Below are 18,060 nucleotides of genomic sequence, written 5' to 3'. Positions count from 1 at the left end.
TTGTAAGACTCATGCGCATATTGGTGTTATGTTTAGAAGTTCTAATACTCAATCTCCAATTCCTCATATTTCACTTCCTCAATAATATTGGCCCGGTTGGAATCTATTTTTGGATTGTATAGGTCCTTGCTTATTGGGTAGGCGTTGAAGGCTTCATCCTCCATATCGTCTTCCATGACATTACGGATTTCATTTTCATCGAGGTCGTTGTTCAACCATACCTCAATATCCTCATCCCTTAAAATAATGGGCCTCCTATTTTTGGTATTGTGTATTTTTTTAAAAAGGGGAGTAGCTGCCTTGGTCAAGATGGTAAAAGTGTTGTAACCGTCCTTAGTGATCGTGTAGAGTCCGGCTAGGCTCATCAGGGCTTCGTTTTTTCGTTCAAAATAAAATGGAACCTTAAATTTCTTGGGCGCCGTGTGCGGCTCGTAAAATCCGTTTACGGGAATTACGCAGCGCTTGGTCATGGCACTGAACCTATAAATAAAATGATCAAAGAGTTTTTCTGACTGGGCGTTGAGTCCGGCCCCAAACTTAGCGGCTTCCTTATAATAATTTTTGTAATCGGCCCCAATGGAGTTCTGTGGCATTATACCCCACATGGAAGGGGTAATATGATTGCTTTTTTCTTGTGGTATGATCCATAATAAGGGGTGTGCCCATCCATTGGCATGGTGGTAGGCAAGTTCACCTTCAATGGGGGTTTTGCCCATTAATTTGGAAACATTGTAAAATTTCTCCACGTCCTTGGCAGAAGTGGTTACCCTAGTACCGAAACACATAATAATAGTTTTACCCTAATTTAAGAATTTAACTTTTTTGGATTGACTTCAAAATCAAAAAAATGTAATTTTGGAAAATATCCATAAAACAGGAATATTTCCAAATAATGAAGAATATTGTGTACAGAAATCATGATCGATATGCTATTAAACGCCTTTTAATGGAGATCGGTGCACACCAATTGAACAAGGAATGTGAGTTGATGAAACTTCCATTTCCAAAACGTCTTGGTCTATTTTATATAGAAAGTTCCGATGACTGTGTGTACCTGGTATATAAATATTATGTCGGGACTAGAAAGATCATGAAATTGGACCGTTATGAACTTCCAGAAGCTGGATGGGAGCGGGTTTCTTTGGAGTAATGTTAATTGGGTGTTGAAGGGTATTGGGAAGAGTATAAAGGGAGATTGGAATCTTGAGCCTAGAGTCTGGACCAATGGCTTATGTTGAAAGTTTAGATATTGAGAGTTGCAGAAACAGTTACACTGGGGGTTCTGGAATATCCTTAAATAAATAAAGTATGGACTCAAGCACATTAGTAACTCGAGCCAATTATGTGTGTGTGGAATCTCCCGATAGCGTAAAAGAGGCTTTTACCTAGTGATAACCTTATTCCTGTAAATTGTGGTACTTTTTATTAAATTTGGAATCTACATCTTATAGAACCCCATTCAAAACTATAGATTGAACTTATTTTTACTGTTAAAGATGAAATCTATGATAATTTGGTATCATTATATTTTATGAAAATCGTAGCTTTACAGTCTTAGCCTAAAATTGTAATAATTTGATTTGGTATAGTTTATATAACCGTTTTAAGCGTATTAATAGAGTAAAGGAAAGGACACGTCGCGAACTGGAAAATCAAATTACCGAACTTCAAAAACATAATGAAATCCTTAAATCGCTTTTGGCCTTTCAGGATAATGTGGAAAGGGATGAAAGTGAGAAATATGCCAATACCATTCTCAATAATATGGGGGATGCCGTATTTGTAAAGGATGCCGGGAGCAGGTTACTGTTGGTCAACGATGCTTTTTGCGATCTCTTCAATCTTCCAAGAACTAAAATAATAGGCAAAACCCTTGCTGAAAATGTTCCCCCCGCTGAACGGGAAAGTTTTTTGAGAATAGATAAGCAGGTACTGTTGGATGGTATAGATAATATTAATGAGGAGTCTTTAACCTTAGGGGAAGGCCAAAAGAAAATAATTTCAACCAGGAAGTCAAGGTTTGTAGATGAAGATGGAAATAAGTTTTTGGTTGGGGTAATACGCGATATTACCGAGCGCATTAAGACGGAAGAGGATTTAAGGCAAAGTGCAATTCAATTGAAGGAACTGAATGCAACAAAAGATAAGTTGTTTTCTATCATTGCCCATGATCTAAGAAGTCCGTTTAATAATATTATGGTGTTGAGCCAAATTTTAAAGGCACAATTATCCAAATCAGAAGATCCGGATACCCAAGTACCTATAGACCTAATTCATTCTACAGCCAAAAATACCTTGGTACTTCTTGAAAATTTATTGGATTGGGCAAAATCGCAATCCGGTCAAATCAATTTTAAAAACGAAAAAATAAATATTTCCAATGTTGTCAATGAAATATTGGAACTTTCAAGATCCATTGCCAAGACAAAAGACATTTCAATACAGGTACATATCCAGGAGGACGTTGAAATTAATTCCGATAAAAAAATACTGAAGACCATCATTAGAAATCTAATGTCCAATGCTATAAAATATAGTAGGCCAGGCGATAAAATAACGATTTCTGCGGTTGAGGAAAAAGATTTAGTTAAGATTGTTATTTCTGATTCAGGTGTGGGAATGGACGATGATACCCTTGAGAATTTGTTCAGTATAACTGGTAATACTCCTTTGCCAGGTACCCTTAACGAAAAAGGTTCTGGTTTCGGATTGGTTTTGTGTAGGGAATTTATAGAAAAACTGGGCGGTAAAATATGGGTTGAAAGCGAGAAAGAAAAGGGAAGCGATTTTATTTTTACAATACCTAGGAATTGATTATCAGGAACATTGGATAATGGATTTGCAATTATATATGGCCTCGGTACACTGCCATTTAAAGGAAATTAAGGGAAATACATAAAAGAAGAAGCCTATGCACTTAGCTGAAATCAGCAAAATGTATAGGCCTTCGTTTTGGAGAGTTTTATGGGTGTTCCATTGAATCCACCAATTACCCCTTTTTTACAATTTTGGAACCCGATGAAAGTTTTTGATGTGCAATGGTGGCACTTCCCTTGTACGATAACACACTATTGCCACTGGCATCGATAGAAATGGAATTGTTTACGGTAAGATAGGCATTGCTATTACCGGAAAGGTCAATTTTTAAGGTGTTAACAATTAGTTCGTAATCCGATAGTTCACAATTGCCGTCAAGTTCTATGTCCATGTTTTTTACAGTCCCAGAGAAATCCAGCATACAATTTCCACTGGATACAAGATCAAGCTTCTCAGCGGCCAATTCACCGGAAAAGAAACTATTTCCACTTAGATAGATCTTTAAATTATCGGTTTCCAAGGGGTCTTCCAGTTCCAATTTGGCATTTCCCTTAACCGTATAATTGTCTATACTCTTGGTGGTAATAAATACATTTAAGGTTTCCTTTCCTTTTATCCTCCGAACATTGTCCAGTTTAACGGTTAACTTATTACTTTCCTTGTTAATCTTGATATACTCATGGAGGTTATCGTTGGCCTGAACCCGGAACTTTTCTTCAGTGTCCGAGAAGTTAATATAGACCTTAAAATTATCGTTTACCTCTAGGGAGGTATATCCTGAGATTTCATGGTCTTTGGTAGTTATCTCTTCGGAAGCTGTTATAGAATCCTTTTCGCAGGACATTAACAGTATTGTTGAGGCAATTGCTAAACTTATTTTTGATATTTTGTTCATTATCGTGTTTTTTATTATTGATTATTTTTTTGCTGTGACCAACAGATAGATTAGGAAAATGGTATATAGGACATATACACATCTTCTGTAAAATTCAATACCTAGATTTTTCATGTTTCATTTGTTTTAGTGAATTTTTATGATGACACACATGTCCTAGTATTGGCTTGTCGTAAAGCGTCTCAAGGCCAGCCATTGACTTTTTTTTCTATATTTCATTTGTGAAAAAAAGACATGTTTATTGGATTCGGATGGTATTCTTCGGTAATTATCAAATACTTTCATGACTAATTTTTTTTGTGATTAATAATGGTAGCAAAGATCGTTTGGGAATCAACCGCCCACAATCGCATAATTATGTGGAAGTTGATTGGTTACCCTGTTTCCATTGGAACCTCTACCACATCTTTTATCAGTGTTTTTATATTAATTTTTGGTTAAAATTATAATTGGATGTAAAGCCCAAGGTAATCACCTAGGGTAGGGAGATGTCTCCAAGACTTAGGTCCTCAAATAGGTTTACCATGTTGAAATCCGGGTTTATGGAGGTGTTTCGGTTTTCCAAGGCAATTCCGTAGCCATGACCATGTGCTATTTTCGAATTCTTAATGGTTAAATTACTCATGTAATCCCCATCCAGCCCAATACTGGTTATTTTCGAAACTCCGGGCATTTCGGTTTTTCCTGCATAGAGCACTTCCGTATGTTCCATTAGGTTTTTGGCACTGTCCGATTGAATTCTAATTCCGTTCCAAAATCCCTTGGAAGCAGTGGCCCCTGTAAAAACAATCTTATTATTTGGGGTACCTTTGGCAATTAAATATCCATATGGAAACACTCCAAACATCTTGTCCTCGGCAAATTTGAAAACCGCTCCGGGAAGTATCTTTAATCCTGATTGGATTCCTAAATTGCCACTTACCAAATAGGTGGCACCGAAATGGAGTGCTGGCCAAGTGGTCTCAACATTGGGCTCGAACAAGGCAGATCCTACAATTTCAACTCCATTATGTCCGTTGCCTATAAATTCCATTCCTGTGGCATTGTTAAGTTTTTGTACCTGGTTGGCGGCCATGGTAATGGACGGACCTTGGTTTTTATGAAACCTAATTTGGTCTATGCGTACAAGATCAGCTCCGTTTTCAACGTAAATTCCGTTGCCACCACTGCCTACTATTTTGGAGCTAAATAACTTTAGTTTAGCCTCGTTGGCCCCTCCCAAACCAACGGAAGTCTTATTTTGCAATCCTTCCATGATTTCGCTTCCGGCATCGTGCACCTCTACATTGTCCAATTCGTTTTTCAGGTCGTTGGACATTATGGAAATACCTTTCCAATACCCTCCATCCACGGATTCCTTTCCCAGAAATTTTATGCGATCCTGTGGACTGCCAAGAGCTATTAAATAGCCGTTCTTGGTAATATTGATTTCAGAGTCCTTGTCCATGTACAACTCAAGACCTCCCAAAATCCTTAGCCCGGAAACCACCTCTACTTTTCCTTTTACAATGTATTTTACAGCTATTGAAGTACCCGAGCCGTTGTAAAAATCGCTCCATACGGTTTCCTCGGTGCCATAGATCCTGTCACCAATGATTTCAATAATCTCTTCTTCATTATTTTGAAATTCGGACAGGCTGGATACCACCCCAAATTGTGAGGCGGGTATCCTCATTATTTTTTTGTTGTTCCTATAGACATTGAAGGATTCGGTATTCCACTTAGCTCCAATTTCAACGGCCATGGCATAGGCAGCACTGTGTTGTATAATGGAGGAGACCAAATTAAGGTGACCAGGTCCCTCATTATCGATACCTAAAGTGGTAGCGACTTCCATTCCTTGGGCAATGGCACCGCCCCCGTATTCGATGGTTACTCGCTCCAATTTATTCAAAGGATTATTGGAATTTATAATTAATCCCTTCCAATATCCAGGAACCTTGTTCTTGCCTGTAAAGGTGATAAATGAACTGGCGGCGGCCGTGGTAATAATGGCCCCGGGATTATCTATGTACATAGCCGTATTTTCATCAAAGGCAATAACCACGTTGGGGTCTATTGTAAGTAATGCTGTTACGTGAATATCACCTGTTACCAGATAATCAATTTTATTTGGGTCGTCAAAGACATTGGCCAAATGGCGACGTGCCGTGATATTTTCTGAAATAATAATGGTTTCCTGTTCTGTCGGGTTTTCATCCTCCTTTACCAAAATGGTCAATTCGTCCGTGTCATAGAACTCGGTATTGAAAATCTTTAGTTCCACTGAATAGTTACCCACCTTATCTGGCGTAAATTTTGGCTTGGCTGTGGTTTCCTCCGTCAATTCGGATAGACTACCACTAGGTTTGGCCTTAAATCTCCATAGGTATTGAAAAGATTTTCCTGCCTTGTCCATAGATTTGGAACCGTTGAGGATAACCGCTTGACCGGTATAAACATCTCCTTGGTTCTCACTAAATGCGTCCGCCTCCAAAGTGTTGGCGGGAATTTCAGTATGGTCATCATCGGAACATCCAATGAATATTGATAAGAAGATTGAAAGAATAATAATTTTTGTTTTCATTGCCTGATTTTGAGTTTTAAATTTTTCAGGACAAAGGAAGTGCGCTAGTGCAGTTCTTACAATCGCATAAGTATGTGAAATCCGGGGGTTTTTTATTGGTTTTGAAGGAAATATGTTATAGTAATTTATCCTTAAAGGCTTTGGCAACGGCTTCGCTTTTGCTGTTTACGTGCAACTTTTCGTAAATTTTTTTGATATGAGATCGCACGGTATCGATAGCAATGAAAAGCTCCGAAGCAATCATTTTATAGCTATAGCCATCCACAAGAAGTTGTAAAACTTCTGTTTCCCTTTCACTTAGGCAATAGTCCTGGTTCTTGGTCTGGGGTATCACTTGGAACATTTTCAACACTTGGGTAGCAATAGAGGAAGTCATGGGGGCACCACCCAAGGTGGCATCTTGTATGTATTCCAATAATTTGGCAGGGGAGGTCTTTTTTAGTAAATATCCATTGGCCCCGTTCCTTAGTGCTTCAAAAACATTTTTATTGTCGTCAAAGACGGTAAGCATCAGTACTTTGACTTCGGTGTTTACTTCCCTTATTTTCTTTAATCCCTCCAAGCCATCGGTTCCGGGCATGTTGATATCCATTAGAATAACATCTGGAGACCATTTTTCCACTTCCTCGGCAACATTGTTGCAATTCTTGTACGATGCCAAAACGGAAAATCCATCACTGCCATTGATCAACATGGTAAGCCCTTCGCGAAATTGGGGATTGTCCTCATATATAACTACCCTTATCATAATTGTCTCTTTTTGTAAAGTTAGATAGGAAATCCATAGGGTAAAATCACATAAATATGTTAAAATGTCCTTTAACGTACCGGGACGTTCAAGCAAATTTCGGTGCCCAGATCTGGATTACTGTCAATTTTTAATTTTCCTTTCATTTTGGAAGCCCTTTTAACCATATTGTCCAGTCCATTGCCACTGTCTACCTTTTCAATATCAAACCCAACCCCGTTGTCCATAATCTGCATTTGGAGCCACTTATCTGTATAGGTTAGTTGCACTTCTGCGCGCTTGGCATGGGAGTATTTGGCAATGTTATTGATAGCTTCCTTAAAAATAAGGAAGAGGTCCCTACGGGCTTCCATATCCGGTTTTAAGTCGTTTATTTTATCCTCTACCTGAAAATCGAACTCTATGTTCTTGGCTTCCAGGATGCCGGTGGCGTATTCCCTCATTCTGGCAATAACCCTATGCATGTTATCGTTGTCCGGTTTAATGCTCCATACAATATCATCCATAGCTTCCATCATTCTTTGGCTGTTGTCGGTAATCTTGGTAAGGTAGTTACTACTGGTTACGGTATCACTATTCATTTTACTCTTGGCCATGGAACTGAGAATGTTTATAGTGCTCAAGGTAGAGCCCATATCATCATGTAGGTCCCGGGCCACTTTGATTCTCAAATTTTCAACGGCCAGGATACGGTTTACCTTAAGTCTATAGATAAAATAGGCCATACCTATTCCGGTAAAGAGAAGCAATGCAATAAACCACCATGTACGATAGAAGGGAGGGCGTATCCTAAAGTCGATACTGGTAATTTCGTCCGGTTCCAGTCCTTGTAGGTTCATGCATTTTACCTGAAAAGTGTATTTTCCGGAGGGCATGGTGGTGTAGGTGGCGGCCATATCCCTTTCGGCCTTGACCCAATCTTTGTTCACTCCGGGAATGCGATAATAGTATTGTAATTTTCTTTGTTGGGAAAAGCTCAGGGCGGAAAAATAAAAAGTAAAGGAGTTTTGATAATGATTGAATACAATTTCCTTTTGCGCCATGATCGAATCCAGCGGCATATACGTATTGAAGAGCTTAAAATCTGTAATGTTTACCTTGGGAGGTTTTTGTTTAAAATTTAGTTTTTCGGGCGAAAAGCCAAAAACTACATCTTCACCGCCAAACCATATTTCCCCGTTCTGCATCATCCATTTGGCGCTGTAGGTCTTTTCCGCATAGATAACACCATGAAGGTTGTTGTAGGAGCTTATTATATTTTTTTCATAATTATAACTGCTGAGGCCATTGCTGGTTATCATCCATGCTATTCCTTCCCTATCCATCATTAATTGTAATACTCTAGACCCGTAAAGTCCTTCATAGGAAGTAATTTTTTTTACTGCAGAGGTGTTGATGTTTAGAATGTTCAAAGCCTCGGCGCCCACCAAAAAAATACTGTCGTTATATTGTTGAATATCAGAAATGGTATTATCCATTATTCCATAGCTATCGTTGAACTCGGTATTAAAATGAAAAAGGATTTCGTTGGTATCCACATCCAATACGTATACTCCTTGCTTATGGGTCCCTACCCATAAACGGCCCTGCAGATCAACATAGAGTCTGTAAATAATGGTGTTGAAATTATGTATTTCTTCAAAATGGTTATCGTCAATAGGATCGTTCTTTTGCCATTTAATCAAACGTCCACTTTGTGTGCCAAACCAAAGATTTCCATTTTTATCTTCCTTCACCTGGCGCACCGTAGAATTTTTAAATGCTGGAGGGTGAAGCCAATGTAATGCCTTTTTTGTATTGGCATCAAAAACGGCCAGTCTGCCCCCCTGGCAGGCAGACCAGACATATCCCGATTCACTGTGTTGTTGAAGGTCCCAAATGGAAGTATACAATTTGAAGGAATCTGCCCCCAAACCGGCAAAAGGATTTCCTTCCAATTTTTTGAATTTTTGGTCATAAAAAAGAATGCCCTTGCCCCATGTTCCAATCCAATTTTCCTTGGTCTTGGTTTCCAGTATGGCATTTACAGGTGAGTCCAGACCAAGGCCATCTATGACCACAAGGCTATATACGTCCTTTTGGTTGGGATTCATTACAAAAAGTCCATTCTCCGTACTCAGCCATATATTGCCTTCCCTGTCTTCAAAGAGATGTCTAGCCTGATTACATTTTATATCGAACTCCAAAGGGTCGGTTTTGAAATGTTGATGAAAACCTTGAAGATCAGTGTCATAGCTCAACAGGGAATTTTCTCCCCCGATCCAGATCTGCCCATTACGGGTTTCCAAAATTTGCCTTAGAAACGTATATTTTTTTGTGGATGTATGACTTCTTAGGGTATCCGATAGAAATTGATTTGATTTCGGATCGTAGTGCAGGAGGACCGGGTGTTCCTTATGGGGATTATAATTCCAATAGGTTATCCACCATGTGCCTTTTTTATCTTTAATAAAATCTATAGAATTATTAATTTCCTTTCTGTTCAGTAATGGTATGTTATCGGGATTGTTGAGCTGGTGAAAGACCTCACCTTTAGAGCTCATATATACTGCTAGCCCCTGTTCACTGCAGATCCAATATTCTCCCGACAGTTTGTCTTCATATAGGGAACTTACGCCCCAACCCCTAGGGATTTTGATTGGTAAATTGGACTCTACAAAAGCATTGGATTTGGCATCGTACCATAATAGGCCATATTTGGAGGTGCATAGAAATACCTGTTTTTTACTATCTATGTACAATTTGAATTCGGATCTTGGGGGAATGCTTCCATAACTCCTTATAGGTACAGTGGTATAATGAAAATCTACGGTATTGAATTTCCCTATTTGGCTTCCCTGCAATAACCAAAGATTGCCATTGCCGGCATCCAAAATTTGGTCAACCCCTATACTTGGTGGAAGTTGGTAATTTTCGGGACCAACGTAGGAAATGAATTTTCTCCCATCAAAACGTTGTATGCCTACCTCGGTGCCTATCCAAAGAAATCCAGTGGAGTCTTGCCAAACACATTTCACCTTATTGGTATTTAAACCATCCGCGGTAGAAAATCTATTGAAGACGTACGAATTCTGTCCAAATAGATAGGCTTGGAAACATAGCAAACAACAAAGAATCCTTATGCGCATGCAGCCAGGTGGTTTAGATTAAAATTACGCAAAGATTGGACATCCCAAGTACTAAAAATTCGAAATTTTAAGCAGCAAAGGAAGTCCTTAACTAGGGCATGGATTCCATATGCCTCTTATAGTATAACTGTAATCCAAAGCGCTATTAAAAGGTCGATTAGAATTTGAAATAATGTTATCATGATTGATCTTGTTTTTTTGATTTTTATTGATTGATGAATAAACCCCATTTGTTTTAGATTCAGGGACCATTTGATCCACTAGGACCATTTTGATTCTTATACCTAAAATTTTAGTAGTGAATAACAGTACAAATTTAGATATGGACTTTCATCCCTGAAATAGCATAAACATGTGAAAAATTGTGCTTTTATAAAGATTGGTGGATTTTAAGGATGTAACGTGGACCTTGTTAAAAATATCACATTCTTATGTGATTGTAAGCTTCTTCCAATCACTTGATCTTTGTATTTAAACAATGTCTTTATCGACTTACAAAGTTGAATACAAAAGTTTCCTAGAAGCCATTTGTTAGGTAAGGACCCACTAATTGTTATAAAGACTATGGGATTAAAAACGATGTTACATTTGGGGTTCTATTTCATCCAATTTTTAGGTGTCTTTGTTGTCAGTGCCCAAAATACTCTGAACCCTTCAGAATTAAAGAAAGATTTTCAACTCTTCAGAACGGCATTGGAGGAGGCACATCCTGGAATTTACAGATATGCAGCCAAGTCATCTATGGATGGAAGTTTTGAGTCAGTTGTCAAGAAACTCGATCAACCAATAACCCAACAGGAGTTTTATAAAATATTGAACCCTGTATTGACCAAAATTGGATGTGGGCATACCAAATTAATGCCCTCGGAGGATAAGGGTTTTATGTATTATTACAATTGGGAGACCCTATTCCCATTAAAACTTTTTCTGGACAAGAACAGGGCCTACGTGCGCTATAGCTATGATACCAGGGTTAAATTGGAACCTGGAACCGAAATTACGGCTATCAATGGCATGGGAATGGATAAGATTATTGAAGGTTTATTGAACAATCTGTTTTCTGACGGACATAACCAAACTTTCAAGCACTACGAACTTAATCGATATTTTAATGCCTTGTTCTCTAATTTTTATTTGGAGGAAGGTAAGGCCTACAACCAATTTAATATCACCTATAAGCACCGTGGGAGGAAGGGCAGTATGAATCTACCTTCGGTTTCCTACCAAACAGTAATGCAACATGATACTGCGGAACAAAACAGTATTCCCTATCAACTGGAATTTAAGAATTCGAAGACGGCCCTGTTGACCCTACGTACCTTCTGGCCCGATGAGGAAAAATATAATTTTGAGGCCTTTCTAAAAGAATCCTTTACGGAAATCAATACCAAAAATGTTGAAAATTTAATTTTGGATTTGAGGGGAAACGAAGGAGGCAAGGATGCCTTTGGGTCCCTATTGTTGTCCTATTTGGCAAATTCCGAATTTAGGTATTATGACAAACTGGTAGTGGCGACCAATGAAAGATTTTCTTTTGTGGAGCATGCCCAATTGCCCGAAGGTTATGAGCAGTTAAGGACTTTGATAACCCAAACCGAAGATGGGGAATTTCGGTGGGAGCACAACGGAAACCTAGCTGTACAAATGCCACAAGAACTTTCTTTTAAGGGGCGGGTTTACGTATTGATAGACGGTGCTTGTTTCTCTGTCACTTCTGAGTTTTGTTCCGTGGCAAACCATCTGGATAGGGTTAGCTTTATAGGTGAGGAAACTGGCGGTGGTTATTACGGGAATAATAGTGGAGCCTTTTCTATAGTAACCCTTCCAAACTCCAAGTTGAAACTGGGGATTCCTTTGATGGCCTATTATACAGCGGTCGGGGATTATGAATTTACAGATAGGGGAATTGTACCCCATTACCCGGTGCAACCTACCATTACGGGTATTTTATCGGGTAGGGATGAGGTTATGGAACGAACCATGAAAATTATCAATAAAGGATAAATATGGTACATCCACAGGTAAATAGTAAGAAAATTAAAGTAGTATGGTAGCTGAAATGGTGATAGAAACAGATAATCCCAGGTTGGTAACGTGTGATGCTCAAATGCTTAAAATGGCCATTAATTATTCCTTAATGAATTGGTAGGCGGGTCCATGGCTTTTGGCCAAAAACCAATACCTTAATGAAGAATATCTCTTTTAGTTTTAGATTTATCCTATGGTAAAAAGAAATATGGTCTTTATAGCAACAAGTTTGGATGGCTATATCGCCGATAGGAATGGTGGATTGGATTGGCTTACCTCCATTCCCAATCCGGAGCAATCGGATATGGGTTATAATAAATTTATAAGCCAAGTGGATGCTCTTGTGATGGGCCGTAAAACTTTTGAAACAGTCTGTGGTTTTGAAGGGGATTGGCCCTATGCCAAACCAGTTTTTATAGTAAGCAGCACCATGGAATCACTAGAAGGGAAATATAGGAATAAGGCCGATTTGATTAAAGGAAGCTTAACGGATATCATGAGACAAATACATGATAAGGGGTACCATAAGCTCTACATAGATGGAGGTGTAACCATACAGAATTTTTTAAAGGAAGATCTCATTGATGAAATAACTATTACCACCATCCCCATAGTTTTGGGAGGAGGAAGTGCATTGTTCTCTGTACTTCCCAAAGAACTTGAATTTACTTTGGTAGCTTCAAAAATCTTTTTAAATCAGTTGGTGCAAAGTCGTTATGCGAGGAAGCGTTAATATGTATCGCTTGAAAATATACCCATTACGCTAAATATTGAATTCAATTTTTATACAATTTTTCCTTGTTTTTTAGGGTTTTGGGTGCTCTTTTAGGAATGTTTATCTGTGGTAGACTATTCTGTGCTGAAGTTTGAGGGTTTTCCTATCTTAGGACCTTAAATTTCAATTGTTGAAGATGGCTGTTCGTAAAAACCTTTCTAAAAAACTGTAAATGCATTTAAAATTGTTGATTGCCCTAATCGTTGGTACTTTATTCAGTACCCAAATTTGTAATTCCCAAGAGGAAATTCTTTATAAGAAAGTGGATACTACCCAATTGTTTTTGGAAGTACATTATCCGCCCAATATGGATTCTTCCAAAAATTATCCTGCCATGGTGTTCTTTTTTGGCGGCGGTTGGGTAGGGGGCAAAAGGTCACAATTCCTACATCAGGCACAATACTTTTCCAAAAGGGGGATAGTCTGTTTTTTGGCCGATTACCGTACTTCAAAAATAAATGGCACAACTCCTTTCGAATCTCTAAAAGATGCTAAGTCGGCCATTAGGTTTATAAGAAAAAATGCAGACAAGTTTAATATAGACGTTGATAAACTAATTGCTTCCGGAGGCTCTGCAGGCGGACACCTAGCGGCTGCAACGGCTTTAATAATGGGATACAATGACCCGGCTGATGATACATCCATTGATTGTATCCCTAATGCCCTGGTACTTTTTAACCCTGTGGTAGATAATGGTCCCGGAGGTTATGGTTATGAAAGAATTGGGGAGGAATATAAGCGTTTTTCACCCCTTCACAATATTCAAAAAGGGGCTCCCCCGACCATTTTCTTCCTGGGAACCACAGATCATTTGATTCCCGTGGCTACTGCCGAATATTATAAAATGGTAATGGAAAAAGTGGAAAGTAGGTGCTACCTTAAATTGTATGAAGGGGAAGGGCATGGATTTTTTAACTATGCCAATCTTAAAGCCTACAAAAGTACTGTTGCCGAGGCCGATCAATTTTTGGTTTCCCTGGGATATTTAAAGAAGGAACCAATTATAAACATTGATTAATAAAATTTTGGTGATGGGAAGTTTGTTGGAAAATATTACTATAAACCACAGGGACTAAAGGCTATTTATGAGTTGGGTGTTACTAATCATTGCGGGTCTGTTTGAAGTGGCTTTTGCGGCATGTCTCGGTAAGGCAAAAGGGGCTACTGGTGCCGAGGCGACCTATTGGTACATTGGTTTTTTGCTGTGTTTGGCCGTAAGTATGCTGCTGCTGGTTCGGGCAACAAGGGAGTTGCCTATTGGTACGGCTTATGCCGTATGGACTGGAATTGGAGCGGTGGGGACTGTACTGGTGGGGATTTTGGTTTTTAAAGAGCCTGCTACCTTTTGGAGAATGTTCTTTATGACTACCTTAATATGTTCTATTATTGGACTGAAGTTTGTATCCAATTAAATTAGGATGTATTCCCTACTACAAAGTAGGTTGTTGTTTGGGTTAATTGTTTTATTTGTTTTAAAATGAATCCAGAAAATCGACTTCTTGCAATCAAATGGGTACACACCCTGATCTGGCTATTCTTAGTGGTCGTTATTTTCTATATTTTGTATTCCGGAATTTTCAATGAAATTAATATCTATACCTGGATAGGCATAGGGTTAATTATTCTGGAGGGCATTGTTCTTTTAGTTTTTAAAATGTTTTGTCCCCTTACCATTATGGCACGGAAATATTCAGATTCCGAAATGGATAATTTTGATATCTTTCTTCCCAATTGGTTGGCTAAATATAATAAACTGATTTTTACCACCCTGTATATTATTGGGTTGATTTTAGTATTGGTAAGAAGCTTATTCTGAGACAGTTTACATTAAGGGGTGGATAGTTATATATGTTATCTTGGATAGAGGCCATTACGGAAAGAAACAAAGGACCCTTTCATAATGATATAGCATTAAGTTGGAATTGATAATAAAAAGGGAGTTTATAATTATACAAATCGATCGCAAATGATAAATACTAAATTTTCAACAATGCTATTCTCCTTGTTGATGATGTTACAATTCTATGTCAAGGCCCAAAATAGCTATGAAATACCACAAGATGTTAAGCGCATACTTTTTCTTGGGAACAGTATTACCTATTCCGGGCAATATGTATCGTACATAGATGCCTACCTTACCTTACAATATCCGGATCGGGATTTTGAAATTATTAATGTGGGATTACCTAGTGAAACGGTATCCGGCCTTTCAGAATCTGGACATGCAGACGGTAAATTCCCACGTCCGGATCTTCACGAGCGTTTAAAGCGTATCCTTGAGCGTACAAAACCGGATCTAATATTTTCCTGTTATGGAATGAATGACGGCATTTATTTGCCCTTTGATGAAGAACGTTTCCAAAAGTATAAGGAGGGTATAAATTGGCTGAATCAAGAAGTCCGGGTAAATGGGACCCCAATAGTACATATAACCCCTCCCATTTATGATGGCAGTAAAGGGGAAGCCTACGCCAATGTCCTGGATATTTATTCAGATTGGATTATAAGCAAAAGGTATACGGATGGTTGGAAAGTAATTGATGTACACTGGCCTATGAAGAAGTACTTGGAAGATCAGCGTCTTTCCAATGACGATTTTTATTTAGCTAAGGACGGTGTGCACCCCAATGATACTGGACATTGGTTAATGGCCAAACAACTGCTACTTTACCTTGGGGAAGACGAAATATCCAAAGCCAATGGTATGGAGGAAGTGGTTTCCCAATTTCACCATGGCTTAGAAATATGGAAGCTTGTAGAGGAACGGCAAAAAATAATGAAGGATGCATGGCTTACTTCCATAGGTCACCAAAGGCCTGGAATGAATGTGGGGCTTGCTCTTGGAGATGCATTGGACAAGACGGAAATACTGCGGAAGCAGATACGTAATTTACAGAAGAACTAATTAAGCTAATTGGTCATTTTAATGAACATACTATACCTACACGGACTTAACGGTAGTCTCAGTGAAGAAAAACGAACAATTCTTGAGAAGTACGGTACCGTGTATTCCCCATCTATCGACTATGAATCGGACAGTAATAGTATCGAAAATGTTAGAAGGCAATTTGTAAATGGGGACATAGATATGGTAATGGGCAGCAGTATGGGTGGTTTTGTAGGTTATTATTTGTCCATCGCATTTAAAAAACCATCCCTATTGTTCAACCCGGCCTTGGATTCCCGTTCCGTATTTCAACGTGTGCCTGATTATAGCAATCCAAATCGCTCCTTTATGCAATTGGTCCTAGGGGCAAAGGATGAGGTGGTTGCCCCCAAGGACACTTTAAAATTTATAGGGGAAAGAATTACCGAAAATACGGATTACCATATCTCCCTTAGACAGGACTTGGCACATAGGATTCCACTGGATATATTCGAATATGAGGTTAGCTCCTTTTTTAATCAACTATCCACTTGGCATCCAAACTAAGGCCAAGATCCAATTTATATATTCGAAACGTTAAATACATGAAAAGCCATCCTGTTGGCTTATTGTTTTTTAATTTTATACTCTAAAATTCATATCGTTAGTGTACGCCATAGTTGAAACAGAAAATACAGGATTACGGGGAGAGGATAATAAGATTACCGAAATCTGTATTTTAATTCACGATGGCCAAAAGGTGGTAAGGGAATTTTCTTCTTTGGTAAACCCCGAAGTATCTATAAAATACAAAGTTACCCGTCGCAATGGGATAAAAGATGATATGTTGCTTGGTGCACCAAAGTTTTATGAGATAGCCAAGGAGGTGGTAGCGTTGACCACGGACTGTATTTTTATTTCACATCATGTTAATTTTAACTTCAATGGTGTTAAAAATGAACTGGCTTCACTAGGGGGAGTATACAAACGTAAGAGGATATCTACCTTAAGATTGTCGCGCAAACTAATACCTGGGCAACAAAGTTATAGTCTTGGCGCAATTTGCAACCAATTGGGTATTAATGTTGGTCAGTTACAAGGCGCTAAGGAAAAGGCAGAGGCCACGGTAAGTTTACTCGAAAAACTATGGACCGTGGACACGGATGGGGTTTTTAATTTCATGTTGGGGCCAAAATCCGGCCAGGCAAGTTTACCTCCATTATGGCCTAAATCGGTGGTGACCTCCCTGCCCCATGTTACTGGAGTGTATTATTTTAAAAACTCCCAGGGAAAGATCATTTATGTGGGTAAGGCCAAGGATATTAAACAACGGGTGTTGAGCCATGTCTATAGTAGGGCGCATAAAGAAATGCGACTGTGTTTTGAAACTGCACATATAGATTATACGCATACGGGAAGTGAATTGGTGGCGCTACTGTTGGAGTCCGATGAAATAAAAAAACACCTTCCAAAATTTAATCGTGCACAAAAACGAACCGGATATCGCTATGGCATAGGTACAAGGGTGGATAAAAACGGAATAATGCACCTGTTTTATGATCGATTGGGCAAACTAAAAGCGCCATTGGCCTGTTTTTATAACCAAGGGGAGTGCAGGGCTTTTTTGGAGGAATTGTGCGAGACCTATGGACTTTGTCCCCGTTATTGCAGTTTACAGCATATTTCAGGGGCCTGTTTTCATTTTCATATTAAGAAATGTCACGGTATTTGTCGGGAACAGGAAACAGTGGAATCCTATAATGAGCGTGTGGAGAAGGCCTTAATGCCTATTGCCGATGATAAAAATACTTACCTAATAAAAGCAGAGGGAAGAAATACAAATGAAAAATCTGTTATTGTTGTAGAAAATGGTGTTTACAAGGGATTTGGATTCATTTCCAAAAGAAAAAAGATAAGGACCTTTAAGGAATATGATAAGTATATTAAGCCTATGTCCGATAATAATGACGTTCAAAAAATTCTTAGGCGATATTTAAGGGCAGGGAATGGGAAGCCAATTATGATAGATTTCCCCAATGAAGTACCAATGTAGATGGGAATCCCAAATTCTAAAGCCTATGTTGATATACTGGAAGCTTACATAATTGATGTCATTACATCTATTAGCGATAACTTAATTTTCAGTGGAGGGGAACTATAATAATTCCTATGGACTATTTTTTGTATGCTTAAGGTCAAAGGAACAAAAAAAAGAGACTGCCTTTTTAGACAGCCTC

At 38.7% G+C, this 18,060-nt stretch carries 14 protein-coding genes; 9 read left to right on the top strand and 5 right to left on the bottom strand.

Annotated features, from left to right (window positions below):
• Positions 1-41: 41 nt before the first annotated feature.
• Entirely contained in the window at positions 42-785 is a 744-nt protein-coding gene (locus tag B9Y87_RS06695; protein ID WP_085497382.1) for an SOS response-associated peptidase, read from the bottom strand.
• A 107-nt stretch (positions 786-892) separates the two neighbouring features.
• On the opposite strand from B9Y87_RS06695, the gene B9Y87_RS06690 reads away from it, so the two are divergent.
• Complete coding sequence (locus tag B9Y87_RS06690) at positions 893-1,150, top strand: hypothetical protein (protein WP_085497380.1); 258 nt, start codon at positions 893-895, stop codon at positions 1,148-1,150.
• Between the two features lie 425 nt (positions 1,151-1,575).
• On the top strand, positions 1,576-2,814 hold the full coding sequence (locus tag B9Y87_RS06685) for a PAS domain-containing sensor histidine kinase (RefSeq protein ID WP_217807493.1): 1,239 nt from the start codon (positions 1,576-1,578) through the stop codon (positions 2,812-2,814).
• 175 nt (positions 2,815-2,989) lie between these two features.
• On the opposite strand, the gene B9Y87_RS06680 is transcribed toward B9Y87_RS06685, so the two are convergent.
• From B9Y87_RS06680 to B9Y87_RS06665, 4 genes are all read right to left on the bottom strand, one after another.
• On the bottom strand, positions 2,990-3,712 hold the full coding sequence (locus B9Y87_RS06680; protein ID WP_085497379.1) for a head GIN domain-containing protein: 723 nt from the start codon (positions 3,710-3,712) through the stop codon (positions 2,990-2,992).
• 475 nt (positions 3,713-4,187) lie between these two features.
• Entirely contained in the window at positions 4,188-6,278 is a 2,091-nt protein-coding gene (locus B9Y87_RS06675; protein ID WP_085497377.1) for a hypothetical protein, read from the bottom strand.
• Positions 6,279-6,393: 115 nt separating this feature from the next.
• Complete coding sequence (locus B9Y87_RS06670) at positions 6,394-7,026, bottom strand: response regulator (protein ID WP_085497376.1); 633 nt, start codon at positions 7,024-7,026, stop codon at positions 6,394-6,396.
• Between the two features lie 71 nt (positions 7,027-7,097).
• Positions 7,098-10,154 carry a ligand-binding sensor domain-containing protein gene (locus tag B9Y87_RS06665; protein ID WP_085497374.1) on the bottom strand — a complete coding sequence of 1,019 codons (3,057 nt, stop codon included), beginning with the start codon at positions 10,152-10,154 and terminating at the stop codon, positions 7,098-7,100.
• A 564-nt stretch (positions 10,155-10,718) separates the two neighbouring features.
• On the opposite strand from B9Y87_RS06665, the gene B9Y87_RS06660 reads away from it, so the two are divergent.
• The 7 genes from B9Y87_RS06660 (at position 10,719) to B9Y87_RS06625 (ending at position 17,876) form a co-directional block, all read left to right on the top strand.
• Positions 10,719-12,158 carry a S41 family peptidase gene (locus B9Y87_RS06660; RefSeq protein WP_085497372.1) on the top strand — a complete coding sequence of 480 codons (1,440 nt, stop codon included), beginning with the start codon at positions 10,719-10,721 and terminating at the stop codon, positions 12,156-12,158.
• Between the two features lie 217 nt (positions 12,159-12,375).
• Positions 12,376-12,915 (top strand): dihydrofolate reductase family protein, encoded by a 540-nt coding sequence (locus tag B9Y87_RS06655; RefSeq protein ID WP_085497371.1) that lies wholly within the window; start codon positions 12,376-12,378, stop codon positions 12,913-12,915.
• A 214-nt stretch (positions 12,916-13,129) separates the two neighbouring features.
• Positions 13,130-13,975, top strand: a complete 846-nt coding sequence (locus B9Y87_RS06650; protein ID WP_085497369.1) for an alpha/beta hydrolase — start codon at positions 13,130-13,132, stop codon at positions 13,973-13,975.
• Positions 13,976-14,042: 67 nt separating this feature from the next.
• The gene (locus tag B9Y87_RS06645; RefSeq protein ID WP_085497367.1) at positions 14,043-14,369 is read left to right on the top strand and encodes a DMT family transporter; all 327 of its coding nucleotides are present in this window, start codon (positions 14,043-14,045) and stop codon (positions 14,367-14,369) included.
• A 554-nt stretch (positions 14,370-14,923) separates the two neighbouring features.
• Entirely contained in the window at positions 14,924-15,862 is a 939-nt protein-coding gene (locus B9Y87_RS06635) for an SGNH/GDSL hydrolase family protein (protein ID WP_085497363.1), read from the top strand.
• A gap of 21 nt (positions 15,863-15,883) precedes the next feature.
• Positions 15,884-16,390 carry a YqiA/YcfP family alpha/beta fold hydrolase gene (locus B9Y87_RS06630; RefSeq protein ID WP_085497361.1) on the top strand — a complete coding sequence of 169 codons (507 nt, stop codon included), beginning with the start codon at positions 15,884-15,886 and terminating at the stop codon, positions 16,388-16,390.
• Between the two features lie 100 nt (positions 16,391-16,490).
• A complete protein-coding gene (locus B9Y87_RS06625; RefSeq protein WP_085497359.1) occupies positions 16,491-17,876 on the top strand; it encodes an exonuclease domain-containing protein in 1,386 nt (461 codons plus the stop codon).
• The last annotated feature ends 184 nt before the right edge of the window (positions 17,877-18,060 follow it).

It is taken from the genome of Arenibacter troitsensis (genome assembly GCF_900177645.1).
Lineage (GTDB): Bacteria > Bacteroidota > Bacteroidia > Flavobacteriales > Flavobacteriaceae > Arenibacter > Arenibacter troitsensis.
The sequence above is the reverse complement of the archived record's forward strand: the minus strand, read 5'-3'. Positions and strand labels throughout refer to the sequence as shown.